The sequence below is a fragment of the Sporosarcina sp. JAI121 genome, assembly GCF_013408665.1.
Taxonomy (GTDB): Bacteria; Bacillota; Bacilli; order Bacillales_A; family Planococcaceae; genus Sporosarcina.
The window spans coordinates 26,211-51,303 of record NZ_JACCCL010000005.1 but is presented as its reverse complement, the minus strand read 5'-3'; the positions used below and the strand labels follow the sequence as shown (position 1 = coordinate 51,303).

22 protein-coding genes and 1 riboswitch are annotated in these 25,093 nt (G+C 39.0%); of the genes, 13 read left to right on the top strand and 9 right to left on the bottom strand.

From position 1 onward, the window contains the following. The first annotated feature begins 84 nt into the window (after positions 1–84). The 3 genes from HDC33_RS15810 (at position 85) to HDC33_RS15800 (ending at position 1,472) form a co-directional block, all read left to right on the top strand. Positions 85–576, top strand: a complete 492-nt coding sequence (locus tag HDC33_RS15810) for a DUF2975 domain-containing protein (protein WP_179393535.1) — start codon at positions 85–87, stop codon at positions 574–576. Between the two features lie 15 nt (positions 577–591). Beyond that, complete coding sequence (locus HDC33_RS15805) at positions 592–813, top strand: helix-turn-helix domain-containing protein (RefSeq protein WP_179393534.1); 222 nt, start codon at positions 592–594, stop codon at positions 811–813. A 77-nt stretch (positions 814–890) separates the two neighbouring features. After that, positions 891–1,472 (top strand): hypothetical protein, encoded by a 582-nt coding sequence (locus HDC33_RS15800; RefSeq protein ID WP_218843310.1) that lies wholly within the window; start codon positions 891–893, stop codon positions 1,470–1,472. A gap of 628 nt (positions 1,473–2,100) precedes the next feature. Here the strand turns inward: HDC33_RS15800 and HDC33_RS15795 are convergent. After that, on the bottom strand, positions 2,101–3,705 hold the full coding sequence (locus HDC33_RS15795) for a midas domain-containing protein (RefSeq protein ID WP_179393533.1): 1,605 nt from the start codon (positions 3,703–3,705) through the stop codon (positions 2,101–2,103). A 1,046-nt stretch (positions 3,706–4,751) separates the two neighbouring features. On the opposite strand from HDC33_RS15795, the gene ahpC reads away from it, so the two are divergent. Both ahpC and ahpF read left to right on the top strand, forming a co-directional pair. Continuing rightward, positions 4,752–5,321 carry an alkyl hydroperoxide reductase subunit C gene (gene ahpC / locus HDC33_RS15790; protein WP_179393532.1) on the top strand — a complete coding sequence of 190 codons (570 nt, stop codon included), beginning with the start codon at positions 4,752–4,754 and terminating at the stop codon, positions 5,319–5,321. 12 nt (positions 5,322–5,333) lie between these two features. Then, entirely contained in the window at positions 5,334–6,863 is a 1,530-nt protein-coding gene (gene ahpF, locus HDC33_RS15785) for an alkyl hydroperoxide reductase subunit F (protein WP_179393531.1), read from the top strand. A gap of 454 nt (positions 6,864–7,317) precedes the next feature. Here ahpF and HDC33_RS15780 read toward each other — a convergent pair whose 3' ends face one another. Next, positions 7,318–7,788 carry a hypothetical protein gene (locus HDC33_RS15780; RefSeq protein ID WP_179393530.1) on the bottom strand — a complete coding sequence of 157 codons (471 nt, stop codon included), beginning with the start codon at positions 7,786–7,788 and terminating at the stop codon, positions 7,318–7,320. Positions 7,789–8,101: 313 nt separating this feature from the next. On the opposite strand from HDC33_RS15780, the gene HDC33_RS15775 reads away from it, so the two are divergent. Next, positions 8,102–8,725 carry a superoxide dismutase family protein gene (locus HDC33_RS15775; RefSeq protein WP_179393529.1) on the top strand — a complete coding sequence of 208 codons (624 nt, stop codon included), beginning with the start codon at positions 8,102–8,104 and terminating at the stop codon, positions 8,723–8,725. Positions 8,726–9,009: 284 nt separating this feature from the next. Then, entirely contained in the window at positions 9,010–11,241 is a 2,232-nt protein-coding gene (locus HDC33_RS15770; protein ID WP_179393528.1) for a YcdB/YcdC domain-containing protein, read from the top strand. Between the two features lie 586 nt (positions 11,242–11,827). On the opposite strand, the gene HDC33_RS15765 is transcribed toward HDC33_RS15770, so the two are convergent. After that, positions 11,828–12,487: an exosporium glycoprotein BclB-related protein gene (locus HDC33_RS15765; protein ID WP_179393527.1), complete on the bottom strand. Its 660-nt coding sequence runs from the start codon at positions 12,485–12,487 to the stop codon at positions 11,828–11,830. A 265-nt stretch (positions 12,488–12,752) separates the two neighbouring features. Next, positions 12,753–13,796, bottom strand: a complete 1,044-nt coding sequence (locus tag HDC33_RS15760) for a hypothetical protein (RefSeq protein ID WP_179393526.1) — start codon at positions 13,794–13,796, stop codon at positions 12,753–12,755. A 189-nt stretch (positions 13,797–13,985) separates the two neighbouring features. Between HDC33_RS15760 and HDC33_RS15755 the strand changes: the two genes are divergently transcribed. The 4 genes from HDC33_RS15755 (at position 13,986) to HDC33_RS15740 (ending at position 17,197) form a co-directional block, all read left to right on the top strand. Next, entirely contained in the window at positions 13,986–14,702 is a 717-nt protein-coding gene (locus HDC33_RS15755) for a BMQ_0737 family morphogenetic spore coat protein (RefSeq protein ID WP_370457494.1), read from the top strand. A gap of 90 nt (positions 14,703–14,792) precedes the next feature. Further along, complete coding sequence (locus HDC33_RS15750) at positions 14,793–15,371, top strand: hypothetical protein (RefSeq protein WP_179393525.1); 579 nt, start codon at positions 14,793–14,795, stop codon at positions 15,369–15,371. Next, entirely contained in the window at positions 15,364–15,666 is a 303-nt protein-coding gene (locus HDC33_RS15745) for a hypothetical protein (protein ID WP_179393524.1), read from the top strand. The genes HDC33_RS15750 and HDC33_RS15745 overlap by 8 nt, the downstream gene beginning before the upstream one ends. Positions 15,667–15,718: 52 nt before the next feature. Beyond that, complete coding sequence (locus HDC33_RS15740) at positions 15,719–17,197, top strand: coiled-coil domain-containing protein (protein WP_179393523.1); 1,479 nt, start codon at positions 15,719–15,721, stop codon at positions 17,195–17,197. 98 nt (positions 17,198–17,295) lie between these two features. Here HDC33_RS15740 and HDC33_RS15735 read toward each other — a convergent pair whose 3' ends face one another. The 4 genes from HDC33_RS15735 to HDC33_RS15720 all read right to left on the bottom strand — a co-directional run bounded on the left by HDC33_RS15735 (position 17,296) and on the right by HDC33_RS15720 (position 21,210). Continuing rightward, on the bottom strand, positions 17,296–17,862 hold the full coding sequence (locus HDC33_RS15735; protein WP_179393522.1) for a hypothetical protein: 567 nt from the start codon (positions 17,860–17,862) through the stop codon (positions 17,296–17,298). A 596-nt stretch (positions 17,863–18,458) separates the two neighbouring features. Next, on the bottom strand, positions 18,459–19,142 hold the full coding sequence (locus HDC33_RS15730) for a (2Fe-2S)-binding protein (protein ID WP_179393521.1): 684 nt from the start codon (positions 19,140–19,142) through the stop codon (positions 18,459–18,461). A 17-nt stretch (positions 19,143–19,159) separates the two neighbouring features. After that, complete coding sequence (locus HDC33_RS15725; RefSeq protein ID WP_179393520.1) at positions 19,160–20,212, bottom strand: FecCD family ABC transporter permease; 1,053 nt, start codon at positions 20,210–20,212, stop codon at positions 19,160–19,162. Continuing rightward, a complete protein-coding gene (locus HDC33_RS15720) occupies positions 20,209–21,210 on the bottom strand; it encodes a FecCD family ABC transporter permease (protein WP_179393552.1) in 1,002 nt (333 codons plus the stop codon). Before HDC33_RS15720 ends, HDC33_RS15725 begins: the two co-directional genes overlap by 4 nt. Before the next feature lie 114 nt (positions 21,211–21,324). Here HDC33_RS15720 and HDC33_RS15715 point away from each other — a divergent pair, with 114 nt between their 5' ends. Further along, complete coding sequence (locus tag HDC33_RS15715; protein ID WP_179393519.1) at positions 21,325–22,272, top strand: ABC transporter substrate-binding protein; 948 nt, start codon at positions 21,325–21,327, stop codon at positions 22,270–22,272. 164 nt (positions 22,273–22,436) lie between these two features. Here HDC33_RS15715 and HDC33_RS15710 read toward each other — a convergent pair whose 3' ends face one another. Continuing rightward, positions 22,437–22,634: a C4-dicarboxylate ABC transporter gene (locus HDC33_RS15710; protein WP_179393518.1), complete on the bottom strand. Its 198-nt coding sequence runs from the start codon at positions 22,632–22,634 to the stop codon at positions 22,437–22,439. Positions 22,635–22,924: 290 nt separating this feature from the next. Beyond that, positions 22,925–23,032, top strand: a riboswitch (SAM riboswitch). A gap of 192 nt (positions 23,033–23,224) precedes the next feature. On the opposite strand from HDC33_RS15710, the gene HDC33_RS15705 reads away from it, so the two are divergent. After that, positions 23,225–25,078: a bifunctional homocysteine S-methyltransferase/methylenetetrahydrofolate reductase gene (locus tag HDC33_RS15705; RefSeq protein WP_179393551.1), complete on the top strand. Its 1,854-nt coding sequence runs from the start codon at positions 23,225–23,227 to the stop codon at positions 25,076–25,078. Positions 25,079–25,093: the final 15 nt, after the last annotated feature.

The window sequence follows — 25,093 nt, the reverse complement described above, 5'->3', positions numbered from 1 at the left end:
GAATGAAATTGGATAAATATTTATTGCAAAACGATAAACCGAGTGTTAAAATCAAATTAACAATAAATATGTGAGGTGCTTTTTATGAAACGAGGATCAACACTCTTTTTAAAGATAGCTGTTATTCTTATGGGAATTCCTGTTCTTGCTTTATGTCTATTTTTGTTGCCCCAGATAGTGAGTGAAGCAAATGAAGCAGCAGAAAGAGGTTCAGATTTGGCTTTTGTGGTATATGGCATTTTAATGGTTATGTATGTTTCGGCAATCCCATTTTACTTCGCTTTGTATCAATCTTTTAACCTTCTAAGCTATATTGACAAGAACCAAGCTTTCTCGAAATTATCTGTAAGAGCTTTAAAGAAAATCAAAAACTGTGCCATCTTAATCAGTGGCTTATACTTGGTAGCCCTACCATTCGTCTATATCATGGCGGAGGTAGACGACGCCCCGGGTCTCATCATAGTCGGAATGGTCCCTATTTTTGCTTCCGTGGTGATTGCCGTATTTGCTGCTGTTCTCCAAAGGCTTTTAAAAGAAGCCATAGATATAAAAGAGGAAAATGATTTAATAGTCTAAGCTGAGGTGAATAATATGGCAATTATAATCAATGTTGATGTGATGCTTGCTAAACGAAAAATGAGTGTGACGGAACTTTCGGAGAGGGTTGGAATCACGATGGCGAACCTCTCTATCTTGAAAAATGGGAAGGCAAAAGCGATTCGATTATCCACTTTAGAGGCAATTTGTAAGGCTTTAGAATGTCAGCCCGGTGATCTTTTAGAATACAAAAGTAACGAAGATGCTCAAGGATGATAATTAACTAAGTAGGTGTGATACCACCTGCTTTACACATTACTAAATTGTATTTACAAAGATAAAAGGTGAGGATCATGATCAGCGAAAAAAAGGTTTATATCCTTTTAACTGATACAGGAACGATTTTAACAAGGCTGATTAAGTCTTATACTAAAAAAAACTATAATCATGCCTCAATCGCCTTTGATACAGAATTAATTGAGGTATATAGTTTTGGTAGAAAAACAGCGAAAAACCCTTTTATTGGAGGATTCGTTAAAGAAGATATTCATTCCGTCTTATTTAAACAAGCACATTGTGCAATCTATTCTTTAACAATAACAAATGATGAATTTCAAAGGATGTCTCAATATATCCTTGAAATAGCTGCCAAAAAAGAACATTATCGATATAATTTCATAGGATTATTTGGTGTGTTGTTTAAAACACCGATAAAAAGAAAGAATGCTTTCTTCTGTTCACAGTTTGTTGCATCTGTCCTAAAGGAAAGTAAGGCCATTGAATTTGAAAAAGATCTTTCTCTGATTGAACCAAGTGACTTGCCTGATTCAGCGGATTTTCAATTGATCTTTGAAGGTAAAATAAAAGGTTATCAAAATAGAGTCATGAACGAAAGAGTCCATGTTCCATATCCAATAGTTCCGATTGAAATGTGATTCTGTGTCATTAGAATTAGCCATACCAATTACGCTAACTTTTCTGTGCTAGTCATTATAGAGGACTTTCTGACAATTTCCGATGAAATTAAATTATTATAAACTACTTGGCGAGCTTATGGGCGGCATGATGTAACCTCGTCATATCTAGAAGAAAAAGCGTCACTCCAATCAGATGGGGGACGCTTTTTGTGTGCCCAGCATGGGCGTAATCTTATAGAGAGCAGGCCCGGGGAATTTCTCCATATTTTGATGAACCAGGTCTAGGTATTCAGTATGTACTCAACCGATCAGTGAAAAAACTATAGACCAATGAATGATTGCAAGGGTGGAAAAATAAAGTAAAAAAGGAGGTGGTTAAGAGGATAGGTGAAATTGAATGTCTAAAAAAACTTCCAGCTATCTGTTTCTGATGCCATGAGGTTATATTTTATGCAGAAATTTATGAAATAAGTAGAAGTTGATATAATTTAATAGAGCCCTTGAAACTCATAACAGAGTTCCCAAGGGCTCAAATGTTTATCAACATTAAGTTCTTAATTTAATCAAACGTAAATCATACGGTTCAGGCAGGGAATGATATTACTTCCCGCTAAGTAATTTATTAAATTGTAATTTAGTTGTTATTTTACTTTTTTAGTGAACTAAATAAAGAGTTGTAAGCTGTAGCAACTTGTTGGTAATAACCGACTAATTTGTCCCAAACCGTTGTTTGAACAGTTTCTTTAGCAGGTTCTTCAACAGCATCGTTGCCACCAACATTTTCTTCTGCTACATCCTCAGCGGGCACTTCCGTAGCATCATCGCTATCAACATTTTCATCAGCTAGATCCTCAGCAGGCACTTTTGCAACATCATCGCTATCAACATTTTCATCAGCTAGATCCTCAGCAGGCACTTCTGCATCATCGTCGCCATCAACATTTTCATCAGCTAGATCTTCAGCAGGCACTTCTGCATCATCATCGCTATCAACATTTTCATCAGCTAGATCCTCAGCAGGCACTTTTGCAACATCATCGCTATCAACATTTTCATCAGCTAGATCCTCAGCGGGCACTTCCGCATCATCGTCGCCATCAACATTTTCATCAGCTAGATCTTCGGCAGGCACTTCTGCAGTATCATCGCCATCAACAGGGACTTCATCTACATTGCCATCTTCATCTGGTAAGATCATACCAAGATGTTCTTGAATTAGGAAATCGTAGTAATCAATTAAACTTCCATAATTTTGTATGACTGATCTATATTCATTTACTTGCTCGTCTGTTATAATAGTGCTATCGATAGATTGGTCAGTTGACGTAGTATCTTCATTGATATTATCGTCAGCTGGCTTTTCTGTTTCATCAGTTTCATTTGTTGACTCGTCTTCGTCAGCAGGCTCCTCTGTAGGTTCTTCTTCAACCACATTTTCGTCCGCAGCTTCGTCTTCATCAACAGGAAGATCCGTTGTTTCGTCTTCAATTACCGGTGCATCCGTAGCATCGTCTTCATCGACAGGAAGATCCGTTGTTTTGTCTTCAACTACCGGTGCATCCGTAGCATCGTCTTCATCGACAGGAAGATCCGTTGTTTCGTCTTCAACTACCGGTGCATCCGTAGCGTCGTCTTCATTAACAGGAAGATCCGTTGTTTCGTCTTCAACTACCGGTGCATCCGTAGCATCGTCTTCATCAACCGGAACATCTGTTGTTTCGTCTTCAATTACCGGTGCATCCGTAGCATCGTCTTCATCAGCAGGAAGATCCGTTGTTTCGTCTTCAACTACCGGTGCATATATAGCATCGTCTTCATCAACAGGAAGATCCGTTGTTTCGTCTTCAACTACAGGTGCATCCGTAGCATCGTCTTCCTCAACAGGACCATCTGTCGCTTCATCTTCATCGACAGGTGCGTCAGTTGCATCGTCTTCATCAACAGGTAAATCAGTTGCTTCATCTTCATCAACAGGAACATCCGATTCGTCTTCATTCGGTGCTTTTTCCTGTAAATTTTTATTTGCAATTGTACGCATTATTTTTCCTTTTTCAGGTGAACCTGGAATGCTTGTTGCAAAAGATGAAACCTCTGCACCGTGATTTTTAAACTCTGTATCCTCACCCTTTTCAGCTGCAAAAGCTGAGCCGCCTGCACCAAAAATAGCAGCTGTTAGCATTGAGGTTGACATTACAAACGGTAAAATCTTCTTGTTCGTGTTCTTTTCTTTTTGATTAGTTTCTTTAACCAAGAATCATCAAACTCCCTCTTTTTTTCTGGATTTTTTTAATTTCGACTACTACATAAAGAATTGAAATAACACTCATTCTGTTAAGTCGTTATGTACCTCTACCTCCTTTTCAGGCAAGAGCCTATAACCAGGGGCATTTTTTAACTATCCTATATGAAGCTTTTCAATCGAATAATTTAGCAGTGCCCCTTCTGCTTATTAACAACAATAACAAAAGAAAATAACAAGAGTGTAACGGTCAAGTAACAAGTTTTTATGGAAATATTAACCTTTGTCACAAATAAAAAACACTCCAGGAGTCCTAACTAATAATTGACAAAAGACTAAAAAGAGGGCCTATACTAATAGATTTGGTCCAATAAACCAGTTTATTCCTTTTGCGAAAGGCATCATCAAAGTGCTATGCAAACGTGTCGCATTACTTATTGGACATCTAAATTGAATGGTCTAAACGATCTAACGTTATTCAATATTAAATATTACGTTCAGAAATATCGAGAAGTGGTCTACCTATAAAAAACTATGAATGAACGGCTCAAAGACACCATCAGCTTTACAAAACATAGCAAACCCGTGGACATTTTATTGGTCATGAGCACTAACACAAATTCGTATATGTAGGGCTTTCAACAATTTATTGAATTGTTGAGAGTCCTTTTTCAAATCCTTTTGTTAATGACCGCGGACTGAATTCAACTAAGCACCTCTTTACATTTTATATAATGATTAATCGATAATAAAATGGTCTAAATGAGAATGTGAAGGATGCACCAAAATTCCCCTTTTTTCATTTCGAAAGGATAAAAGCAGAGTATATATAAGCAATTATTCACTATTGTTTCTACCGTTATTACAGCGATAAGACAGCTATTACGATAATTCGAGTATTATTGTTGACAAAAAATAATCTTTATATAATAATGATTATGGTATTAGAATTATTATTGTTTAGTAGTGATAGTAAAATTATAATTATTACTTCGGTTTAGGTTTTGACGATATGACCTAAACTAACTAAGCAAATAACACATTAGGAGGAATTTTTTATGTCTTTAATTGGAAAAGAAATACTACCATTCACAGCGTCAGCTTACAATAGCGGTACTGGTGAGTTCATCGAGGTTTCAGAAGGAAACCTAAAAGGACAGTGGAGTGTCGTTTGTTTCTATCCGGCAGATTTTACATTTGTTTGCCCTACTGAACTTGGGGATCTTCAAGACCAATACGCAACATTAAAAGAACTAGGTGTTGAAGTGTATTCCGTTTCAACGGATACACATTTCACACATAAGGCTTGGCATGATCACTCAGAGGCGATTAGTAAACTCGAATATATTATGATCGGTGACCCTGCACAAACAATTTCACGCAACTTTGATGTGCTAGACGAAGGAGCAGGCCTTGCACAACGCGGTACGTTCATTATCGATCCGGACGGCATCGTTCAAGCAGCTGAAATCAATGCAGACGGCATCGGTCGGGATGCAAGCATTCTTGTTGGCAAGATTAAAGCGGCACAATATGTTCGTAACAACCCGGGTGAAGTTTGTCCGGCAAAATGGCAAGAAGGCGAAGAAACACTTAAACCAAGCCTTGACCTTGTAGGGAAAATATAAGGAGTAGATGTAATGATGCTAGACGCAGATATAAAAGGACAATTAGCCCAATATCTTGAAATGATGGAAGGCGATGTGCTTCTTAAAGTTAGCGCGGGATCTGATAAGATTTCGCGTGACATGGTGGCGCTGGTGGATGAATTGGCCACGATGTCATCCCGCATTAAAGTAGAAAGAGCAGAATTAGAAAGAACACCAAGCTTTAGTGTCAATCGTATCGGTGAAGATACAGGCGTTATTTTTGCTGGTATCCCACTTGGCCACGAATTCACTTCGTTTGTTCTTGCTTTATTGCAAGTGAGTGGCAGAGCACCTAAAGTGGACGAGAAAGTTATCGAGCAAGTGAAAAACATTGAGGGAGAATACTACTTTGAATCGTATATTAGTTTAAGCTGTCAAAACTGCCCGGAAGTCGTACAAGCACTTAACCTAATGAGTGTGTTAAACCCTGGTATTACGCATTCGATGATTGATGGTGCAGCGTTTAAAGATGAAGTGGAAAGCAAAAAAATCATGGCTGTTCCGACAGTACACCTAAATGGAGAACCGTTCTCCAGCGGGCGTATGTCACTTGAAGAAATCCTCGGCAAAATGGATAGCGAACCAGACGCGTCAGAATTCTCGGATAAAGATCCGTATGATGTACTCGTTGTCGGCGGTGGACCTGCGGGTGCGAGTGCAGCAATTTATGCGGCACGTAAAGGTATTCGTACAGGGATAGTTGCTGATCGTTTCGGTGGTCAGATTTTAGATACAGCTACGATTGAAAACTTTATTAGTGTGAATCGTACTCAAGGTCCTAAACTTGCTGCTAGTCTTGAGGAACATGTGAAAGAGTATAACGTCGATGTGATGAACTTACAGCGTGCGAAACGATTGGAAAAGAAAGATCTTATCGAGATTGAATTGGAAAACGGCGCTATTCTTAAAAGTAAATCTGTCATCCTATCAACAGGGGCGCGTTGGCGCAATGTCGGTGTACCTGGCGAGGCTGAATTTAGAAATAAAGGGGTCGCATACTGCCCGCATTGTGACGGTCCGTTGTTTGAAGGGAAAGATGTCGCTGTTATTGGGGGCGGTAATTCCGGTATCGAGGCAGCAATTGACCTTGCAGGAATTGTAAACCATGTAACCGTTCTTGAATTTATGCCTGAGTTGAAGGCCGATTCTGTTCTACAAGAGCGTCTTTACAGTTTGCCGAATGTTACTGTTCTGAAGAATGTTCAATCGAAGGAGATTACCGGTACTGATAGCGTAAATGGTATTACTTACATTGAGCGTGACACAGGCCAGGAACAACATATCGAACTAGCTGGCGTATTTGTTCAAATTGGTCTTGTGCCGAATACGGATTGGCTAGGTGACGCAGTTGAACGCAATAAATTTGGCGAGATTGTTGTCGATAAGCGTGGAGCGACAAACGTACCTGGCGTATTTGCTGCAGGAGACTGCTCAGATAGTCCGCATAAACAGATCATTATTTCAATGGGATCAGGTGCGAGTGCCGCTTTAGGTGCATTCGATTATCTAGTCCGAAATTAATGAATGAATGTGAGATAACGGTTTAATCAATATGATAGGAACAGGAACAGGTCGACAAACGTGCCTGTTCCTTTTTTTTATGCTTTTTGAACTGAATAGACCGAACTATAGATTTCACACTCCTTGCCTCTACGACCACATGAAAGGCGCCTGCGCTGGTTTTTCCTAGCTATATTGAAGACACCTCAAACATCGATACGAATTTTGCAGGCGAAGTGTTTCGTCGGGAAGTGAGCCAACAATTCATGAAGGAAAGGCGACATTTCGTTCAAAATCAAACAAAATGCCGCCTTATTAAATTCAGAATTACTTACATGTTTTGAATACATAAGTCTTTAAATTGTCTTCAATAAACGGCCTTCTACTTCAACATACTACTCCACAAGAACGAAGCGGGGAATAAATAGCACAGAACAACTTACTATTTCCGGACTATTTATTGGTCAATTTGAAATTAAACAGATGGTATGTCCAACTTCATGAGGTCTTTTTGGTTGAAAGTTAAACCAGGAAGGGTGAAAGTTGCTGCATTTATTGCAAAAGTATTGGCAATAACATTCGGACTTCCGGGATGGAAAATTCTAACTTCATAGTGGAATGGAGCAACGTTTTGAGTTAAGACAATGTGTCGATTCGGTAAAAGAGTTACTAATTGATTGAGCAGAATTACTGGACTACCACTGTTCCAATTTATAACCTGTACCCTTGCTTGAAATGTTTCAACTGGATCAAGGTTCGCTATTTCAATATGAGCTGCTGTTTGACCAACAACGGTATTCAATACACCCGTTGTTAATACCATAGGTTTGAATTTTTCTTTATCCTTACATTTGTCTTCACATTTGCAATAATGATTTTTACGTTTTTCTCCACATTTGTCTTCATTGTAGTGTCTACACTTGCCTTCATATTTATTATCACACATATTCTCACCTCCTTTCATATTGTCTATTGTTATTATATTAATAGTATTTGAAAGTGTTACAACTTGTACTTATTTTCTCGGAATAACTTTAGAAATAGTTAAGGAATCAGAATATTAGACATTTACATAGGCAAGCATTTTCATGTATATTTGGGTGTCATGCATTATATCAAAATAACCTTATTGCCATATTTATGTTGATTTAAACTAGACTTTCATAACTTATTAAAACAAATTCTTCAATTCACGTTTAACTTGCTAAATAGAGTGAATTGTAAAGGTGTTGCTACTTAACTTGAGGGAGAGTGTGAAAATGAAAAAATGGTTACTATTACTTTCGGTATTTGTTCTCGCTATGGTCCTTGCGGCTTGCGGTGACGGTAAAGATGACCCGGCTCCGGCTACCGAAACGGACGGGGAAGCTATTGATGGAAAGGATGCGGATAGCGCTGACCCGTCTAAAGCGGATGAGATGAGTGATGAAGAATTAACTTTTGCAACTGTGGACTTGGTGAAAAGCAACGGAAAGTCGGTTGGAACAGCGGAATTGACTGAGGAAGATAGCGGTGTTCGGGTGAAGGTGAATGCGACGGATTTGCCTGAAGGCCTCCACGGATTTCACTTTCATGAGGCAGGGAAATGTGAAGCCCCAGATTTTGAATCAGCGGGCGGACATTTCAACCCGACTGGCGCCAGCCATGGACTGGAAGAGAAAGAAGGACCGCATGCGGGCGATCTACCTAATCTAGAAGTCGGTGAGGATGGAACAGTAGAGGATGAGTTTTTGGCTGAGCATGTCACATTGGAAAGCGGAAAAGATAATTCCTTGTTACAAGAAGGCGGGACAGCCCTTGTCATCCACGCGACAGCGGATGATGGAAAAACCCAACCGTCCGGTAATTCCGGCGATCGTATTGCGTGTGGAATTGTGAAATAAAAAAAATAATAGTACGCCGAACACCTTTTTACGGGGATGAATCCGTGAAAAAGGTGTTTTTTTAAGTATATTCACGAGCAAATCAAATAAAAAAATAGGCATGTTCGACCTCCAGCAATCATACTATCAATAGAATTGTCTACAATTACCAATAGAAAAGGCGAAGAGTAGTATTCAATGCTGGAAAGGGGTTTTCATAAAGAATCTATCAATATAAAATCTCTCATTCACAATTCATGGAATTTATTGTACAATTTAGAGGTTACTAAATTAGGAGGGATATTTTGGCTAATTTAAAGAAAGTTGGTATTGTATTATCATCTTCCGTATTATCTTTAGGAATGTTTTCGTCTATTGCAAATGCTTCACCTACAGTGAGTGAGCAACCTGAAAGAGTACAAATTCAAGTCGCCTCTTCAGAAACGATGTTTACAAAAAATGATTTAATTAAGAAGTTCCATTCCGTGTTTCCAAAGCAGTTTGACTTTTTAACGAGCAATGATTTCCATATGAGCGGCAGTCACATTTATCCTGATGATGAACGGGTGCGTTATGATCTATCCTTCTCAAAGACGATCAAAGGCAAGCAGTTCCACGGTAATATCGGGTTTGTCGGAGAAGATTTGGAAATTGAACAGTTTTACTATCAGCCTCCCTCTGGAGCAGATGCTTTATTCCCCGCAAAGGTCTCAAAAGAGGAAGCTGGAAAAATAGCGGATAGCTTTGTTAAGAAGTTTCTAAATGGAGAGGGATATCAACAAGAAGCAAATCCTTTCAACTACTTTCCACAACAAATAATAACAGAACCAATTCGTTACTCATTCTCTTTTGCCCGTACGAAAAATCAAGTATCCATTGCTGACCAAAGAATAGAAGTATCTGTTCTTGGAAATGGTGAAATCGTTAGTTTTTACAGGAACCCGGTAAAGGCGGACGCAAACACTTATGACGATGTAAAAGGCATAAAAGACGAAAATGAGATTGTAAAGAAAGTTAAGGAAAATCTTTCTGTTGAGTTGCAATATCAAGTCAATACCGATTACCAAACAGGAGATCGCCGTGTCGAGCTTGTTTACCAACCCTCAACAAAATTGCAAGGGATTCACGCGTCTTCAGGTAAGTGGCTAACTGCCAACGGTTACTCGGCAAGCTTTCCCGAAAAAACAAAGATTGAAAAGATCGTAGCCAATCCACTGCCGCCAAAACAGGACGGAATCACATTGAAAGAAGCGAAGGAAATTGCCGCACAATTTCTGTCCATTAAATCCGACAAAGTCAAACTAAGCGTTCAATCGATCGATGAGAGGGAAAATTATAATGGACAGGCAGTCATCAGTATTCAATACATGTATGAATATGCGAATGGCGGATCAGGAACACATTTGGAGATTAATAAAGACACCGGTGAGATTATTCAATACTATGATATTACAAGCCAAATTCTAGAGGATATTGGAGAAAAACCTGATAAAGGGAACACTTTCACTCAAAAGGAAGCTCTGGCTAAAGCGGTTAAATATGCGAAGGAATATGCTCCGTCCTATTTACACAACTATGCTATGCCTGTAGAAGAACCATATTTTGAAGAAAGAACAGGTGCTTATCATTTTTCTTTCCCAAGAATTGTAGATGGCATTGTGGTGATGGGCGATCAAATTAGTATAGGTGTATCCGCTGATGGCTCTTTAAGCAGCTTTAACGTTAATTATCAAGAAGTGGAAAACTGGCCATCTAGCGATAAAGTTATTTCCGAGGAAGATGCAAAAGCTATTTTGAAGAAGAACCTAAGTGTTAAACTGACTTATATGAAACAAGGGAACAACGAGAAAAATCATCACTATGATCTCGTTTATCTACCTGTATTTAACGAAGAACCATTTAGTTTTTTAGATGCCAACACAGGAGAATGGAATAGCCTGTATGAAAGGGGAAATACAACTGTCATTTCACATCCTTGGGCAGAAGAGGAACTTAATTATCTTATAAATGCTAATGTGTTAGACGTAAAAGACGCTAAAAAATTCAATGGAGACGCCCCTATATCGAAAGGGGAAGCAATAAAAATGATTATGAGTTCACTCACTTATATTTATGCCGGCAGATATTATTATGAAAACGAAAACACGAATCAAACTTTTGATAATATAGATGCCAAACACCCGTTGTATCAAGCGATTGAACGAGCGGTTGAAATGGGCATTATTAAACCGGACAATCAGAGCTTTGATATTGATACCCCTGTCAAAAGAGAAGAATTGGCAGCCTGGTATATACGTGCTCTAGGGCTTGAACAAGCAGCTAAACAAAGCAATATCTATAAACTTGAAATTGCCGATGCAAATAAGGTTCGAACTGAATACACGGGCTACGTTGCCTTAGCAACCTCACTGGGATTATTAAAAACTGAGCAAAATCACTTTAACCCCGATCGGGAAGCGACGTATGCAGAGTTGGCAGTTTCAATCATCCGCCTAGCCCATGAAATGTCTGAAAGAGGCAGGAGCTTGAGTTATTAATATATATCCTCACCAAACATTTAAATTTCTTTATTGTAGTAAGGCCTCTCATCCGTTTGCTTGAACGGGTGAGAGGCCTTTTCTTATAGGATGATTATCATTTTTGAAAGGTTGAAAAAAATGCCGTTTTTCATTTTGGTGAACAAAACAGTGATAACCATTTTAGATAGTTGCGGAGGATTTGCGAAGTAAATATTTTCCGTTTTGAATAAATCAGTACATGATGAAAAGGATTTCATTCATCAGATTATTAAAAGTAGTAGGATTCATTTAATCGATAACAAACAAAAAGAGGATGAATACTTTCATAGTTTATCTTCAAATTTAGAAAACAATGAAACCACCTATGAAATTTAAAAGCAATTCGACCATTATTGTGTGAAGGGCGGTTTGCTTTTTTACTTTAATTTATTATCGAAACTGTCGAAATCAAATAATTGATTCCAATATCTAACTGTCTTTAGACTGAAATAGCGCTCGTAAAAGTAGAAATAAAAAAAGCCCCTTTTCATTGTTGAGAGGAAAGGGGCATAAAAATCTTTTCTGTACATTTTTTCTTGGTCTTTGTTTCTATAGTAGTGTGCTATTACTCGATAGTTATACCTGCACTTGCGGTACCTATAGCCGTAGTGGCTAAAGTCGTTCCAGATATTGAATAGACCATCAGCAAACGATCACCTACTGATACCGATACTGGTGCGAAGCTCGAAGACGCTCCAAAAAGTGTCGTACCTATAGTTAATAGGCCCGTTAGTGGTGGGGCTAGATCTACACGAGCAGCTGTAGGAGTGAAGACGTTACTTCCTGCCGGTGCGCGATAAATTTGAGCAGTGACCGTTGCAGTTTCAGCAGGAACACTCAATGCAGCTGTTAAAGTGTATGATGCGGAAATAGCGGTTACGCTACCTGTACGGGGTACTGAAAAAGCTTCGTTTATTAGACCTGTCAAGTTTATCGTTGCACCAAGAACGACTGGACTTGGAATGGCAGTGCCAAATCCAATGAAAAAGGGAATCCCAACCAATCCGCCAGCGAGAGAAGTCAAAGCGACAGGGACTAAACCAGAAGCAAACGGGATAATTGAACCGGTGTTAGCCCGCGGATTGATACAAGCCGCATCAATAGCTGTGAATGGTCCAAAATTGCACCTGACCTCTCCAGTATCAATCCGGTTGCAAGCAGAACCACCGTGATTAAATCCACCACATCCACCACATCCATGCTTTCGAGAATTATTATAAGACATGTTAACACCTCCTTTCTCTGCTATTCTATTCATGAGAAAGCAGGGCGGACGGGCATTCAACTTGTTTATTACAGTTTTTAATTTATTGCAGCGTAATACGGCTTTCTTGAAACATATGTGCAAGTTCCGAAACGACGCTGTTTGTATAGTTGAATTTCACTAGATTTTTAAGTTTAAACAACAGCTGCCTTGACACTAAGTCAAGGCGGCTTTTGTAAATAGGGTACGCGATTCGTTGGTTTCAGAAGTTCCATATGAAAGGAAATTATTGCTTCTTGCGAAAGAGGTTGAAAAGACGTGACGTCTCTTTGTTTTTATGTTGTTGTCGTTTCAGTTCATTAGAAATCTCATAGGGCTCTTTTTCCGCCTCGATTGGTGCTTTTTTCTGTTCAATTGAGGCTACATTATTCAATTCCTCTGGAATCTCATTTGGTGCCTTTTCCACCTCGATTGAAGCTACATTATCCACTTGATCAGAAATCTCATTTGGCGCTACTTTATGAAAATCATTAATGTCTTCGTAATTTTGTTCAGGATCGCCATCAGTTAAAATGAAGGATTTGTTTCTATTCACTATTACTGGGAATGGTTTTCCCAATGAAGTCTTGTTTATAGTAATGCTTGATTGAGTAGCACTGTTTCTGTAGTGACCATAATATGTCTGATTAGGATGGATACCGTTTGAAGGGAAACTTTGTTTTTTGAAATGCTGCCGCTCTTCTTGATGATTTTTCTGAATAGCAATGCTTTCTGAAGGTGTCAGACTGGCTGGTGGATCTTCAATAGTTTGCGCTTCATTTACAAACTTTCGGAGCTGTTTATAGGATGGTGGAAGGTTCGAATTTCGAATAGAAGGATTGGAAGTTTGGTCTGTGGTTTTAGTAGCTTCTACTTTTATATGCTTCACTTCATTCTCCTCGTTTTCTTTTACGGAGTTTAAGGAATCTTGTATATCTCCCGGAGTAATTATTTCTTCTAAAAGATTATCACAATCACCTTTCTTTAATTTATTCATGATTAATGAAATATCTTGATCCAACTCCTTGACGATTTGGTTAAGGGAGTCAATCTGACCCGAAAAACTTTTAACTTGTTGTTCATACTCCTCTATCTGTGTACTTTGTTTTTCATTCATTATTCCTTCTAAATTTGAGATTTGCGTTTTCAAACCATTAAATTCGCTTTTCATAAAAAGATAGTCGTCAATTGAATTTCCCGTTTTCAATGCAGTTAAGGTGTCCTTATAGGTAGCGACTTTCTGTTTGAGCTTTTCAATGTCATGAGAGGAGTATAACTTAGAATCTCCCATCTCTTTTCACCCCTTTGCAATACATTACTATACTATTAATGGTGTTTTCATTAGGTGACAATATGCCGCTTATAGCATTCTATTTCCCTTGGTTGTAAAATTTCTAAAATACTTTGATTAGCCAAAATTTGCCCATACACTAGTTTTTTTACATCATATGATACGAACGAAAGATAAAAAAACTTGGAGGTGTCTGCAAAGATGCAAGAAAAGAAGCTGTGCGAAGGTCAAGAATTAATTTGTATAAATGTCGACAAGGTGTACGACTGGATTGTAAAAGAAATGTCGTTTGACGTTACTCCAATAGGAGCAATTGCATTTACTCCTACGGTACCAGCAGGTACATCGTTTGCAGGTGCAATCGTTACATGTGAGGTGACGCCTGATCCAACTACTCCGGTCGTGATCTTAGGACGGGAGAATCGCGTATTTTGCATTGATGGAGAGAATGTTGTTCTCCAGCAGCTCAATATCCGTAAGAACTTTGTGGTTAGACTTATCGTGACTTTACCAAACGGTTTGGTGTTCACTAGCGTACTTCCAACAGCAGCTGTAAATCCAACTCTGTTGATTTCCCGCTGTGAACAAATCACATTGTGCGCGCCGGAAGGAACGGATGTTTCAATAACGTTCACGGATATAGACTGTTTCGTGTGTTCTCCTGGAACTCTCTCAACTCCTCCTACTGGTGGTACACCTACTAGTGGTACAATCACATTCACTGGTCTCACCATTGCAGTAACTACTTGCCAAAGCATCCAATCGACATTCCCGGTAACTGTCGAGTTTTTGGCTGATTTCTGTGAACCAAGGGAAGAGTTACCGACTGCTTGCCCAGCGCCACTTCGCCCGAAACAATGCCATGCCATTTTCCCTGATGACGGCCACGGCAATTGCTGCCACTAATATTGGCTAAAAGTGATAATGGTTAAGCCCCAAACATATCTTAAAGAGAGGGAATTCCTCTCTTTATTTTTTTGAGAAAAGGGGTGGGGAATGGTGACGCGCGAAAAGAATGAAGTGGAAATGAGGATTATGAAGCTTCAGCATCAAACAAAATCATACTTACATGAAATTAAAGAGTTGGCAGAAGGGCTGAGTGATCCTGCAAGATTGACAATAATAAGCTATTTTACCTATTCACTGGACATCTCTCACAATCCTGAACAGGAGAGCCTATGTCTTGGATCTTACCATATACATAATACGGGGAATCAGGCAATCACAAATCCTACTGTGTGTATAAAGGTTTCAAAGGAATCTCCCTTCTCCTTTTCAGGGAGGTACGTTTATGAAAACTTTAAGCAGTCGTTGAAGGTTGCAGATGGATGGCAACGTATGAATGAAAAAACGAATAAAGAGGAATTTTGGCTTAAACCTTTAGGGAGAACATCCATTGAACCTAATGAGACCATATCATTTTCAAACTTCCAAATTACATGGTCTCCTAAGGAATCTTATGCAGGCAGTATCACGGCATTAATGTATAGTGATCAATTAAAAGATGGAATCGCTGTAATCAACCCGATCAATCTCAATGGAACCGTTCGTATACAGGGGGATGAAAATGGATAATGCAGCCGGAAAAGAGCCGGACATATTCGTAAAAAATGTAATTCACCAATTTATGAAAGATCAGCTTAAAGAACGGAAAGAAGAAAAGCAGGAGGACAACAATAGCTTTGTCTTTTTGGAGAAAAGCACATTGAATATGGTGCTTAGCTATTTATTTATGAACGGAGTGCAGCGAACTCATGGAGAAGTGAATGACGATTCACATGAGAAGATTTTAGAGGAACTGGATCAGATCATAGAGGATAACAAAAAAGAATTTGAGAAGGTCATCGCGTTACTAAAAGAAAAGTTCTAATGTCATCTGTTGCAACCTTGTCTCGGAAACATTTGCGATAGGAGGTACTGACATGAATAGTGAAAAAATAAAAAATAACGATCCCCTACAACTTCAGCAAATGATCATTTTTTTAAAGGCGGAATTAGCTAAATATAAATCGGAAGTGAAAAAATATCAAGATAGCTATCACTATTCAGTAGTAGAAAACCTTGAGCTAGAAAATATACAATTGACAAAAGAAAAAAAGGATTTAGCTGAAGAGTTAGTTAAGTTAAATCAAGAATTTGAAAAGCGGGCTAGTGATTATAAAGGGCCTTTCCAGTTGCAAGGGATACAAGGGAAAAGATACATCACTTCTATTGATACCTTTCAGAAAACAAAAACAGATCTACTACCAATTAGCAAACAGTTAACCGAAGTTATTAATAAATTGAAAGACGGAGCCAATACGGATCAACAAAGATACAAAAAACATGACAGGCAAGTTACTTCTCTTCATAAAAAACTTGCGAATAATAAAACGACTATAGAACAGCTCGAATATACGCTTGTTGATCTCATTCAAGAAACAAATAAACAAGTACATTCCCAACTGGAAAAATTAGATATAGCGAACAAAGAGCGTACCCAATCTGAGAAAGTGAAACAGCGTTTACTAATAGAACTAGAAGAAAAAAATAATACTATAGGGAAACTTCAACATGAAATATCGAATTTAAAAGAACAAAATGAAAAGCAAACTGAGGCTATTGCAATAGGAGAAAAAAGTCTAAATTACAAAACAACTATAGAACAGCTCGAATATAAGCTTGTTGATCTCATTCTAAAAGAAAATAAACAAGTACACTCGCACTTGGAGAAGTTAGACATAGACAACAAAGAGCGTACCCGGTCCGAGAAAGAGAAACAACATTTACTAATAGAACTAGAAGAAAAAAATAATACTATAGGAAAACTTCAACATGAAATATCGAATTTAAAAGAACAAAATAAAAAGCATACCGACGTTATTGCAATAGAAGAAAAAAATCTAAATAATAAAGCGACTATAGAACAGCTCGAATATAAGCTGGTTGATTTCATTCAAGAAGCAAATAAACAATTATATATCCAAATAAAAAAGTTAGATAGTACTAAAAAAGAGCGTGCCCAGTATGAGAAAATGAGAAAGCATTCAATAATAGAGATAGAAGAAAAAAACAATATTATAGGGAAACTCCAACGTGAAATATCAGATTTAAAAGAACAAAATAAAAAGCATAGTGACGCTATTGCGTTAGTAGGAAAAGATCGGAACCAAAAGAGCGATAGTCAATCCGGTCCCGATACACTCACTTCAATAAGTACGCCTAGTATAGACTCTGAAGCACTAATACAACTAGACCATCAAATAAAAGAGCTATTGGCCAAGTCAGTGGATTACGAAGAAAAATTGGATGAAAAATTACTTATTATTAATAGCCTGGAACATAAGTTAGATCAGCTTACCGTAGAAATTGATGGTATTGACGTTTTTGGTACAGAAGGGCGGGTTTCTAAAGAAATTTGACTACAACGTGTTAGAGACCGGTTAGTTTTTTCTGACATACTTATAATATCAACAAAAGAGACTGAATATAATGTGGATTCAGCCTCTTATATTAACTCCTATTGCAGACCTAACATCACTTTGATCTTACGAAGCAGAAATAGTCCGAATACTATCCATAACAAGCAGTAGACAAGGGAAAAACCAATAATAATCAGTAAAGCTGTCACGTTGATGTTGGAAGAAATAATGGGGCCAAAAACAGGAAAGCCGAAACCGTACAAGGGTATGCAAATGCCTAGAAATAATAGTAAAGCATTCGAAATTAAAATCCGGAAACGCCCTTTTAAAACGCGGAATGTCCATGCGAGTCCCAAACCGAGTAATCCTGTAGTGAAGGGGAAAATCACCAGCTCACTTGGTTGGATTATAAATAATAAACAGATTGTTACTAAATAAGTCATAACACCTGACCGAAATGAAATCAGCGCACCCAACAAAATCGGTGCAGTGGCAAAAGGACTGAAGAAATAACCTATTCCCGGCAGCAAACCTCCTGCCGATTGCAAAACAACTGCGAGTGTCGCCATCAGTGCTATAAAAATCAACTTTTTTGCGGGAGGCCACTGTCTTAAAAACTGATGAATGCCCTTTGGATGTTGTAGTAAGGATTTATAAAAATACACATTTCCTCTCCTTTTTGATTAGCTAAATCAACCGTACACAACCTCCTGATTCATAAGGTCCCTCTATAGTATAAGAAGAAAATGAAACCTGTGACTGGAATAAGTGATGGAAAGCCCAACTGGTGAATAGATTGGTATAGAAACTGATAGGAGGGGATCGTGGTCGATGTTTGAACGGGAAATAATAGAGAAAATCAGGTGAGTCAAAATAAAACTCCGAAGCGAAAGCTGGATTCCAAAGACATTCTGTTAACGCTGGGTTATACAATGGATGTGTTTGCAAACGATTTAACAAACCTATAAATATAACTTTCACGGGTAAAGGGGAGATGTTGGTTACTGATTCTAAAAAACGGAGGGGAATGGTTTGGTGTTAAAACTGAAGAAACTAGGTTTCAGCGTTATTGCTAATAGGTAAAATCCACCATTGACGAGACTTACTTAGCATCAAGGCAATACTTACGGTTCGCATGCATGCTAGGGGTATCCTTTATATTGCCGATTTTGGACTGATTCCGGTGTATCAGCCGTTCCTGGGACGGGTGTATTTGGAGGCTGACAAGAACATCATGATCCTGAAACAGTAGTATTCACTTCTATTTCATCAACGGACAACTTTTACAATGTTTCACTTCATTCCGAAGTTGATAATTTAAACAGCAAGTGGTTCTAGTCGTTTGCTGTTCATTAAATAATCGCATTGGATGACAGACGCCAGCATTAAACTGTTCTGCGGAAAGTTTTAATAACTCATGAAAAATAGCTATATCTACTTGTTTCTTCTCGAAAATCCACACCATATAAATATAACAATTTTCCAATAAGGTTTTTCTAGATAAGCCTTTCACTGAAATTAGAGAATCTATTATGGGAGCGAACAGTTTCCCGTAGACATTAGTAGCAATCCATTCCGCATTTATTTTTTCTGTATCTTCACATACATACACACTGCCCAAATAATAATGGGGTAGCCAAATCTCACTATTATTACTATTCGTGCATGCGATTTCGTTACTATTTATTGTATATTTCATTCCATAGTGTAAATAGGCGTAGGTGAAAATTGCCCCTAAAAATCCAATACGTTTTCCGATTATAGAGGCGGTGACAGCTAGATTTGGTGCACCTAAAACATCTTTCAGCGCCAGTAACGTACGTTCTCTAGTCCCTGGCATGATCAAATCTTTTACATGGAAAGCTACTTGATTCGTTTGTAGGACATGCTTGACACGGAAGTTTGTTTCTAAATCATCGCATGCTACAAGTAAGGTTTTCCGCATTTCGTTTCTACTCCCCCTTATCTGTTTCGTTGTTTAATAAGCAAATAAATAAAATAAGGCGCTCCAATTACGGCCGTCCATACGCCTGCAGGCACTTCAATCGGTGCAAAGGCAACGCGGGCAATCCAATCCGCAACAACCACTATAATTGCTCCAATGACCGCCGATAGTCCAACCATTGAACCAAAGGTGGGGCCGACAATTCTTTTTGCGATATGCGGTGCAATTAACCCAACAAACCCAATGCCACCAGCAAAAGCAACGGATGCACCTGTCAAGCCGGTACAAAGTAACAGGAAGATAATTCGGCTCCTTTGAACTGAGGATCCGGCACTTTTCGCTAAATCATCGCCCAGTTCTAAGACATTCATTTCCCTTGTCATGGCAAGCGTGATGATGAATAGAATTGTAATCCATATCGCGATCATTCGAACTTCCGTCCAATTTGAACCGTAAATACTTCCTGTGATCCAAATGTTTGCTTGGCTCGCTTGATGAATTGGTCCAACAAGCATTAGTACTGTCGTTCCTGCGTGCATGAATGCTGAAATCCCGATTCCTATTAGTAACATACGAAAAGGGGCGATGCCGTTTTTCCAAGATAACGCGAATACGATTGCGGCTGTAATCATCGCTCCGCCAAAAGCAAATAAGGGCATCCAGTCTTGGCTTACTGTCAGTGCATTACTTTCATTTGAAAACAACGCTAAAAATAATACAACGGCAAATGAAGCACCTGCTGTTATCCCGATAATATCTGGGGAACCAAGAGGATTTCTTGATACACTTTGTAAAATGGCGCCCGCTGTCGCTAATCCAATTCCAACTAAAATGGCCATCATAATGCGAGGCAGCCGAAATTCGAAGATAATTGTTTGGTCAAACGAGTCACCAATACCTAAAATAACTTTTAAGACATGTATTGGTGAGATGAAAAAATCACCGGAACCCATCGATAAAATAGCTACTACCCCTAAAAGTAATGTTGCAATCATCGTTATAAACAAAGATTTTTTATCTAAAATAAACGAAGCAACATTTCCTATTCGAACTGTCACTTTATTTTTCATGCCCCAAATCTCCTTCTTGCCACATAAATAAAGAATGGAACGCCAATTAATGCGGTCATGACTCCGACCGGCACTTCCTTGGGCATAATAATATATCGTGCTGCAATGTCAGATACGAGCAATAGTATCCCACCATATAATGCACAAAAGGGAAATACCCACTGGTGTTGAATCCCGACGAACGACCGAACGATATGTGGAATAATGATTCCGATGAAGCCGATAGGACCGGCAATTGCCACCGAAATACCCGCTAGGACAACAACGATAAGGGAGAATATAAATTTCACTAGCATGACATTCTGTCCTAATCCAGACGCAACATCGTCTCCCATTGCTAAAAGGTTCATTTGTTTAGCCATTATAAAAGCGATAAGCAATCCAATCACCATATAAGGAAACCCTGTAATTAATAAACCGATAGGACGATTGGCTACAGAACCTGCTAGCCAAAACAATACTTGATCAAGTGCTGTTTCATTAATCGTTAAAAATCCTTGAGTCATAGAAGAGAATAAAGCTGAAACTGCAGCTCCTGCTAATACGAGTTTCATTGGCGTTAACCCTTCTCTGCCGACGCTACTCAAAACAAAAACGATACCGAATGAAACTGCCGCTCCGATTAATCCGAAAATCATATAGGATTGAAGGCTTTGTACTTGAAAGAAGACGACCCCAATTACGACAAAAAAAACAGCTCCAGCATTAATACCTAATATACTTGGAGAAGCTAATGGGTTTTTCGTTATGGATTGCATAATTGCTCCTGAAGTGGCTAAGCAAGCTCCAACAGTAGCGGCAATTAATGCACGCGGTAAACGTACATTTTGAATGACAAGATGTGCAGTTGATCCATCATTTTCTTTAAATGCGGAAAAGGCGGTGGACCAGCTTGTATCCGTGTAGCCGTATACAATACTAGAAAATAAGCAAAAGACAAAAGCTAAACTACTAAAAATTAGAGCAATCCACTTGCCTTTGGATGTATGTATCATGATTTCCTCACTTCATTGAGAATTAATTTCAATTAGTTGTTGACATGAAATATAGTAGCATATAGGATACTAAGTGTAAATGATTTTCATTCTCAATTAACAGGAGGAAAAATGAACATGCGAAAAATAGCATCCCTCATTCTCATTATGAGTGTTCTAGTATTATCGGCTTGTGGAGCTACTAAAGATTCAGGTGATAGTGCACAGCCACAAAAAGGTGATGAGCAGACATATACTGTTCAACACACAATGGGTTCTACGGATATCAAAGGAACTCCAAAACGTATTGTAATCTTAACAAATGAAGGCGCTGAAGCTCTTCTTGCGATGGGGATTCAGCCTGTCGGTGCAGTTCAATCACCCGACAAGAAAGTTTGGTATGATCATATGGATATGACAGGGACTGAATCAGTAGGTGTTGAATCAGAACCAAGCTTAGAAAAAATCGCATCTTTAAAACCGGATCTAATCATCGGTAATAAAATGCGTCACGAAGCGATATACGAACAGTTAGGCAAAATTGCACCAACTGTTTTTGCAGAAACACTTCGCGGAGATTGGCAAGAAAACTTTAAGTTGTATGCGAAAGCAGTGAATCAAGAAGAAAAAGGCAATGAAGTACTAGGAGCTTACAATGACCGTATTGAAACAATTAGGACGGAACTAGGAGACCAAACGAAGAAAAAAATATCCATGGTCCGCTTTATGGCTGGAGATGTCCGTATTTACCATAAAGACTCTTTCTCAGGTGTGATTTTAGATCAACTTGGTTTTGCGCGTGCTGATGGACAAGACGTGGACGACTTTGCAGAAAGAGGTGTCACGAAAGAACGAATTCCGGCAATGGACGGGGATGTGCTCTTTTACTTCACTTATGAAACAGGGGATAACGAAGCAACGAAGCTTACAAACGATTGGATTGAAGATCCATTATTTAAAAATCTACATGTATCAAAAAGTGGAAACGTCTCACAAGTAAATGATATTATTTGGAACACTGCCGGTGGTGTGTTAGCAGCAAACTTAATGCTGGATGATATCGAAGAGTATTTCTTGAATAAGTAATTTAATCGGAATGGAATAATTAAGTCATCACAACAAAAAACAGCTCAGTGAAGCGAGTAACAATCGCATCACTGAGCTGTTTTGTTATGCATATCTACATCAAATGAAAAAGGCATGTGCGGTAGGAAACCCGGACATGCCTAGAACTATCGGTATTCAACCAGCTACTGGAACAGCTGAATGACTATCACAATTATTCCAAGCATGATTGAAATCCATGCTAATAATTTTTGTGGAAATGCTAAACAGACCAAGCCCAAAACGAGTGCGCCGCCACCTAACCAGAAAGGGGCATAAAAGAACCCTGCTATAGCTAAAATAATTGCCAGCCAACCAATCCAAATACCTAAGGAAGCTTTCAAGTCAACGACCTCCCTTCATATTACTGGAACAACAACTAGGTAAACAAGCCGCTCGTTATTGTCCTTGTGGTTTATTATATGCAGGGTTGCAGCAAGTGGAGTGGTCAATGAACACGCTTTCTTTAGTACGTAAAGTCGCTGGTTGTAATTGAACTAATGAAGCGATTTTGTGCAAGAAAGGAAATTGAAAATAGAATTGTTTTACTATTTGAGAAAATAGGGTTGCTAATATTTTGGAAGTGTCGTAGTATTGGTAATAACAGAAATATGAAATAACAATTTAATAGTTTTTCTTATCTAGAGAGGTATAGGGACTGGCCCGATGACACCTCAGCAACCAGCTATTCTAGCACGGTGCTAATTCCAGCAAGTCGGAAATACGACTTGGTAGATGAGGAAATGACTTATTCAGATGAAGAGTCTACTTCCTTTTATTCACATGAGGAAGAGACTCTTTTTTGTTTTCAGAGTGACTGTGAAATATTAACTCATTATCAGGAAAGGGGGTTTATTGGGATATTTTATAATAGGGCTTATAGCAATTGAAAAATAGAGAGGAGAAAATTGAGTTGTCAAATTTACTTAATACCATGAGAGAACGTATCTTGGTTGCAGACGGGGCGATGGGAACCCTTCTTTATTCACATGGGGTGGATCTTTGTTTCGAAGAGCTGAACCTGACGCATCCGAGTCAAGTGCTCCACATACATCAAGCTTATATAGAAGCAGGCGCCGATATTATCCAAACTAATACGTATGGCGCCAATTATATAAAATTAGCACGATATGGTTTAGAAGATAGTGTGAAAAAAATAAATACAGCGGCAGTCCAAATTGCCAAAAAAGCCGCCGGTAAAGATACGTTCATCCTAGGCACAATCGGAGGGATTCACGGCTCTCGAACAACCAACGGAACCAAGGAGGAAATCAAGCGCAGCTTCAGGGAACAACTGTATTGCTTACTTCTTGAAGGGGTGGACGGTTTACTATTAGAAACCTATTACGATTTTGATGAATTGACTACTGTACTCAAAATAGCACGCGAAGAGACAGATATCCCAATTGTTACGAACGTTTCGATGCATGAAGCCGGCGTGCTCCAAAATGGGTTGGGACTTGCGGACGCTTTACAGCGGTTGGAAAATCTAGGTGCGGATATAGTCGGTGTCAATTGCCGTCTGGGTCCCCACCATATGCTGGAGTCGTTGGAAACCGTACCACTGTTGAAGCGTGCACTATTGGCGGTGTATCCGAATGCCAGTTACCCGGGGTATAAGGATGGTAAATTGTTTTACGAGAATGAACCAGAATATTTCGAGAAGTATGCGCTGAATTTCAGAAAGGAAGGAGTCAGTTTAATAGGCGGATGTTGTGGAACGACGCCCGAACATATCCGTGCTTTGGTGAAAGGGCTTATAAATCGGGAGCCGATTCAAGAAAAGCATGTTAGACAGATCGAGACGGAAACAGAAGTAACTATGCCTGATTCGAAGGGGGCGCAAAAACCATCCTTGCTTGAAACCGTGAAAAAAAGACAATCGGTCATTGTCGAGCTTGGTACACCAAAACATTTAAATACAGCTACGTTCTTTGAGGGGGCACAAGCATTAAAAGATGCGGGCATAGATGCGATTACATTGGCTGATAATTCCTTGGCTAATCCGAGAATTTGTAATGCGTCCATGGCATCACTCGTAAAACAGCAAATCGGACTAACACCACTTGTCCATATCGCATGCCGGGATCGTAATTTGATTGGTTTGCAGTCCCATCTAATGGGATTACACACACTGGGTATCACTGAATTATTGGCAATTACGGGGGATCCTACGAAAATTGGGGACTTCCCCGGAGCGACATCCGTTTTCGATGTGACATCTTTCGAATTGATCCAGCTCATTAAACAATTTAATGAAGGTATTTCAATGTCCGGAAAGTCATTGCAACAAAAAACATCCTTTACTGTGGCAGCGGCTTTTAATCCGAATGTCCGTCATTTAGATAGAGCGGTGGTGAGATTAGAGAAAAAGAAAGAATCCGGGGCCGACTATTTTATTACCCAGCCAATCTTCAGCCCGGAAAAGATTGTGGAAGTCTACGAGGCGACAAAACATATCGAGGCACCGATTTACATAGGAATCATGCCACTAACCTCGTCTCAAAACGCTGAATTTCTTCACAATGAGGTACCGGGCATTAAATTGACAGACCAAGTCCGAGCAAGAATGGCCTTATCCAATGGAAATCGTGATCAGGCTACGAGAGAGGGGTTAGAGATTTCGAAGGAATTGATAGATGCTGCGCTTGAGCATTTCCATGGCATCTATTTAGTAACTCCCTTTATGCGTTACGACATGACAGTGAATTTGACAGAGTATATAAACAGTAAAATGAGTGCCACTGCAGTAAAGGGGGTGATTCAAACCGAGAATAGTGTGTATTGAACACAATAAAAAAAC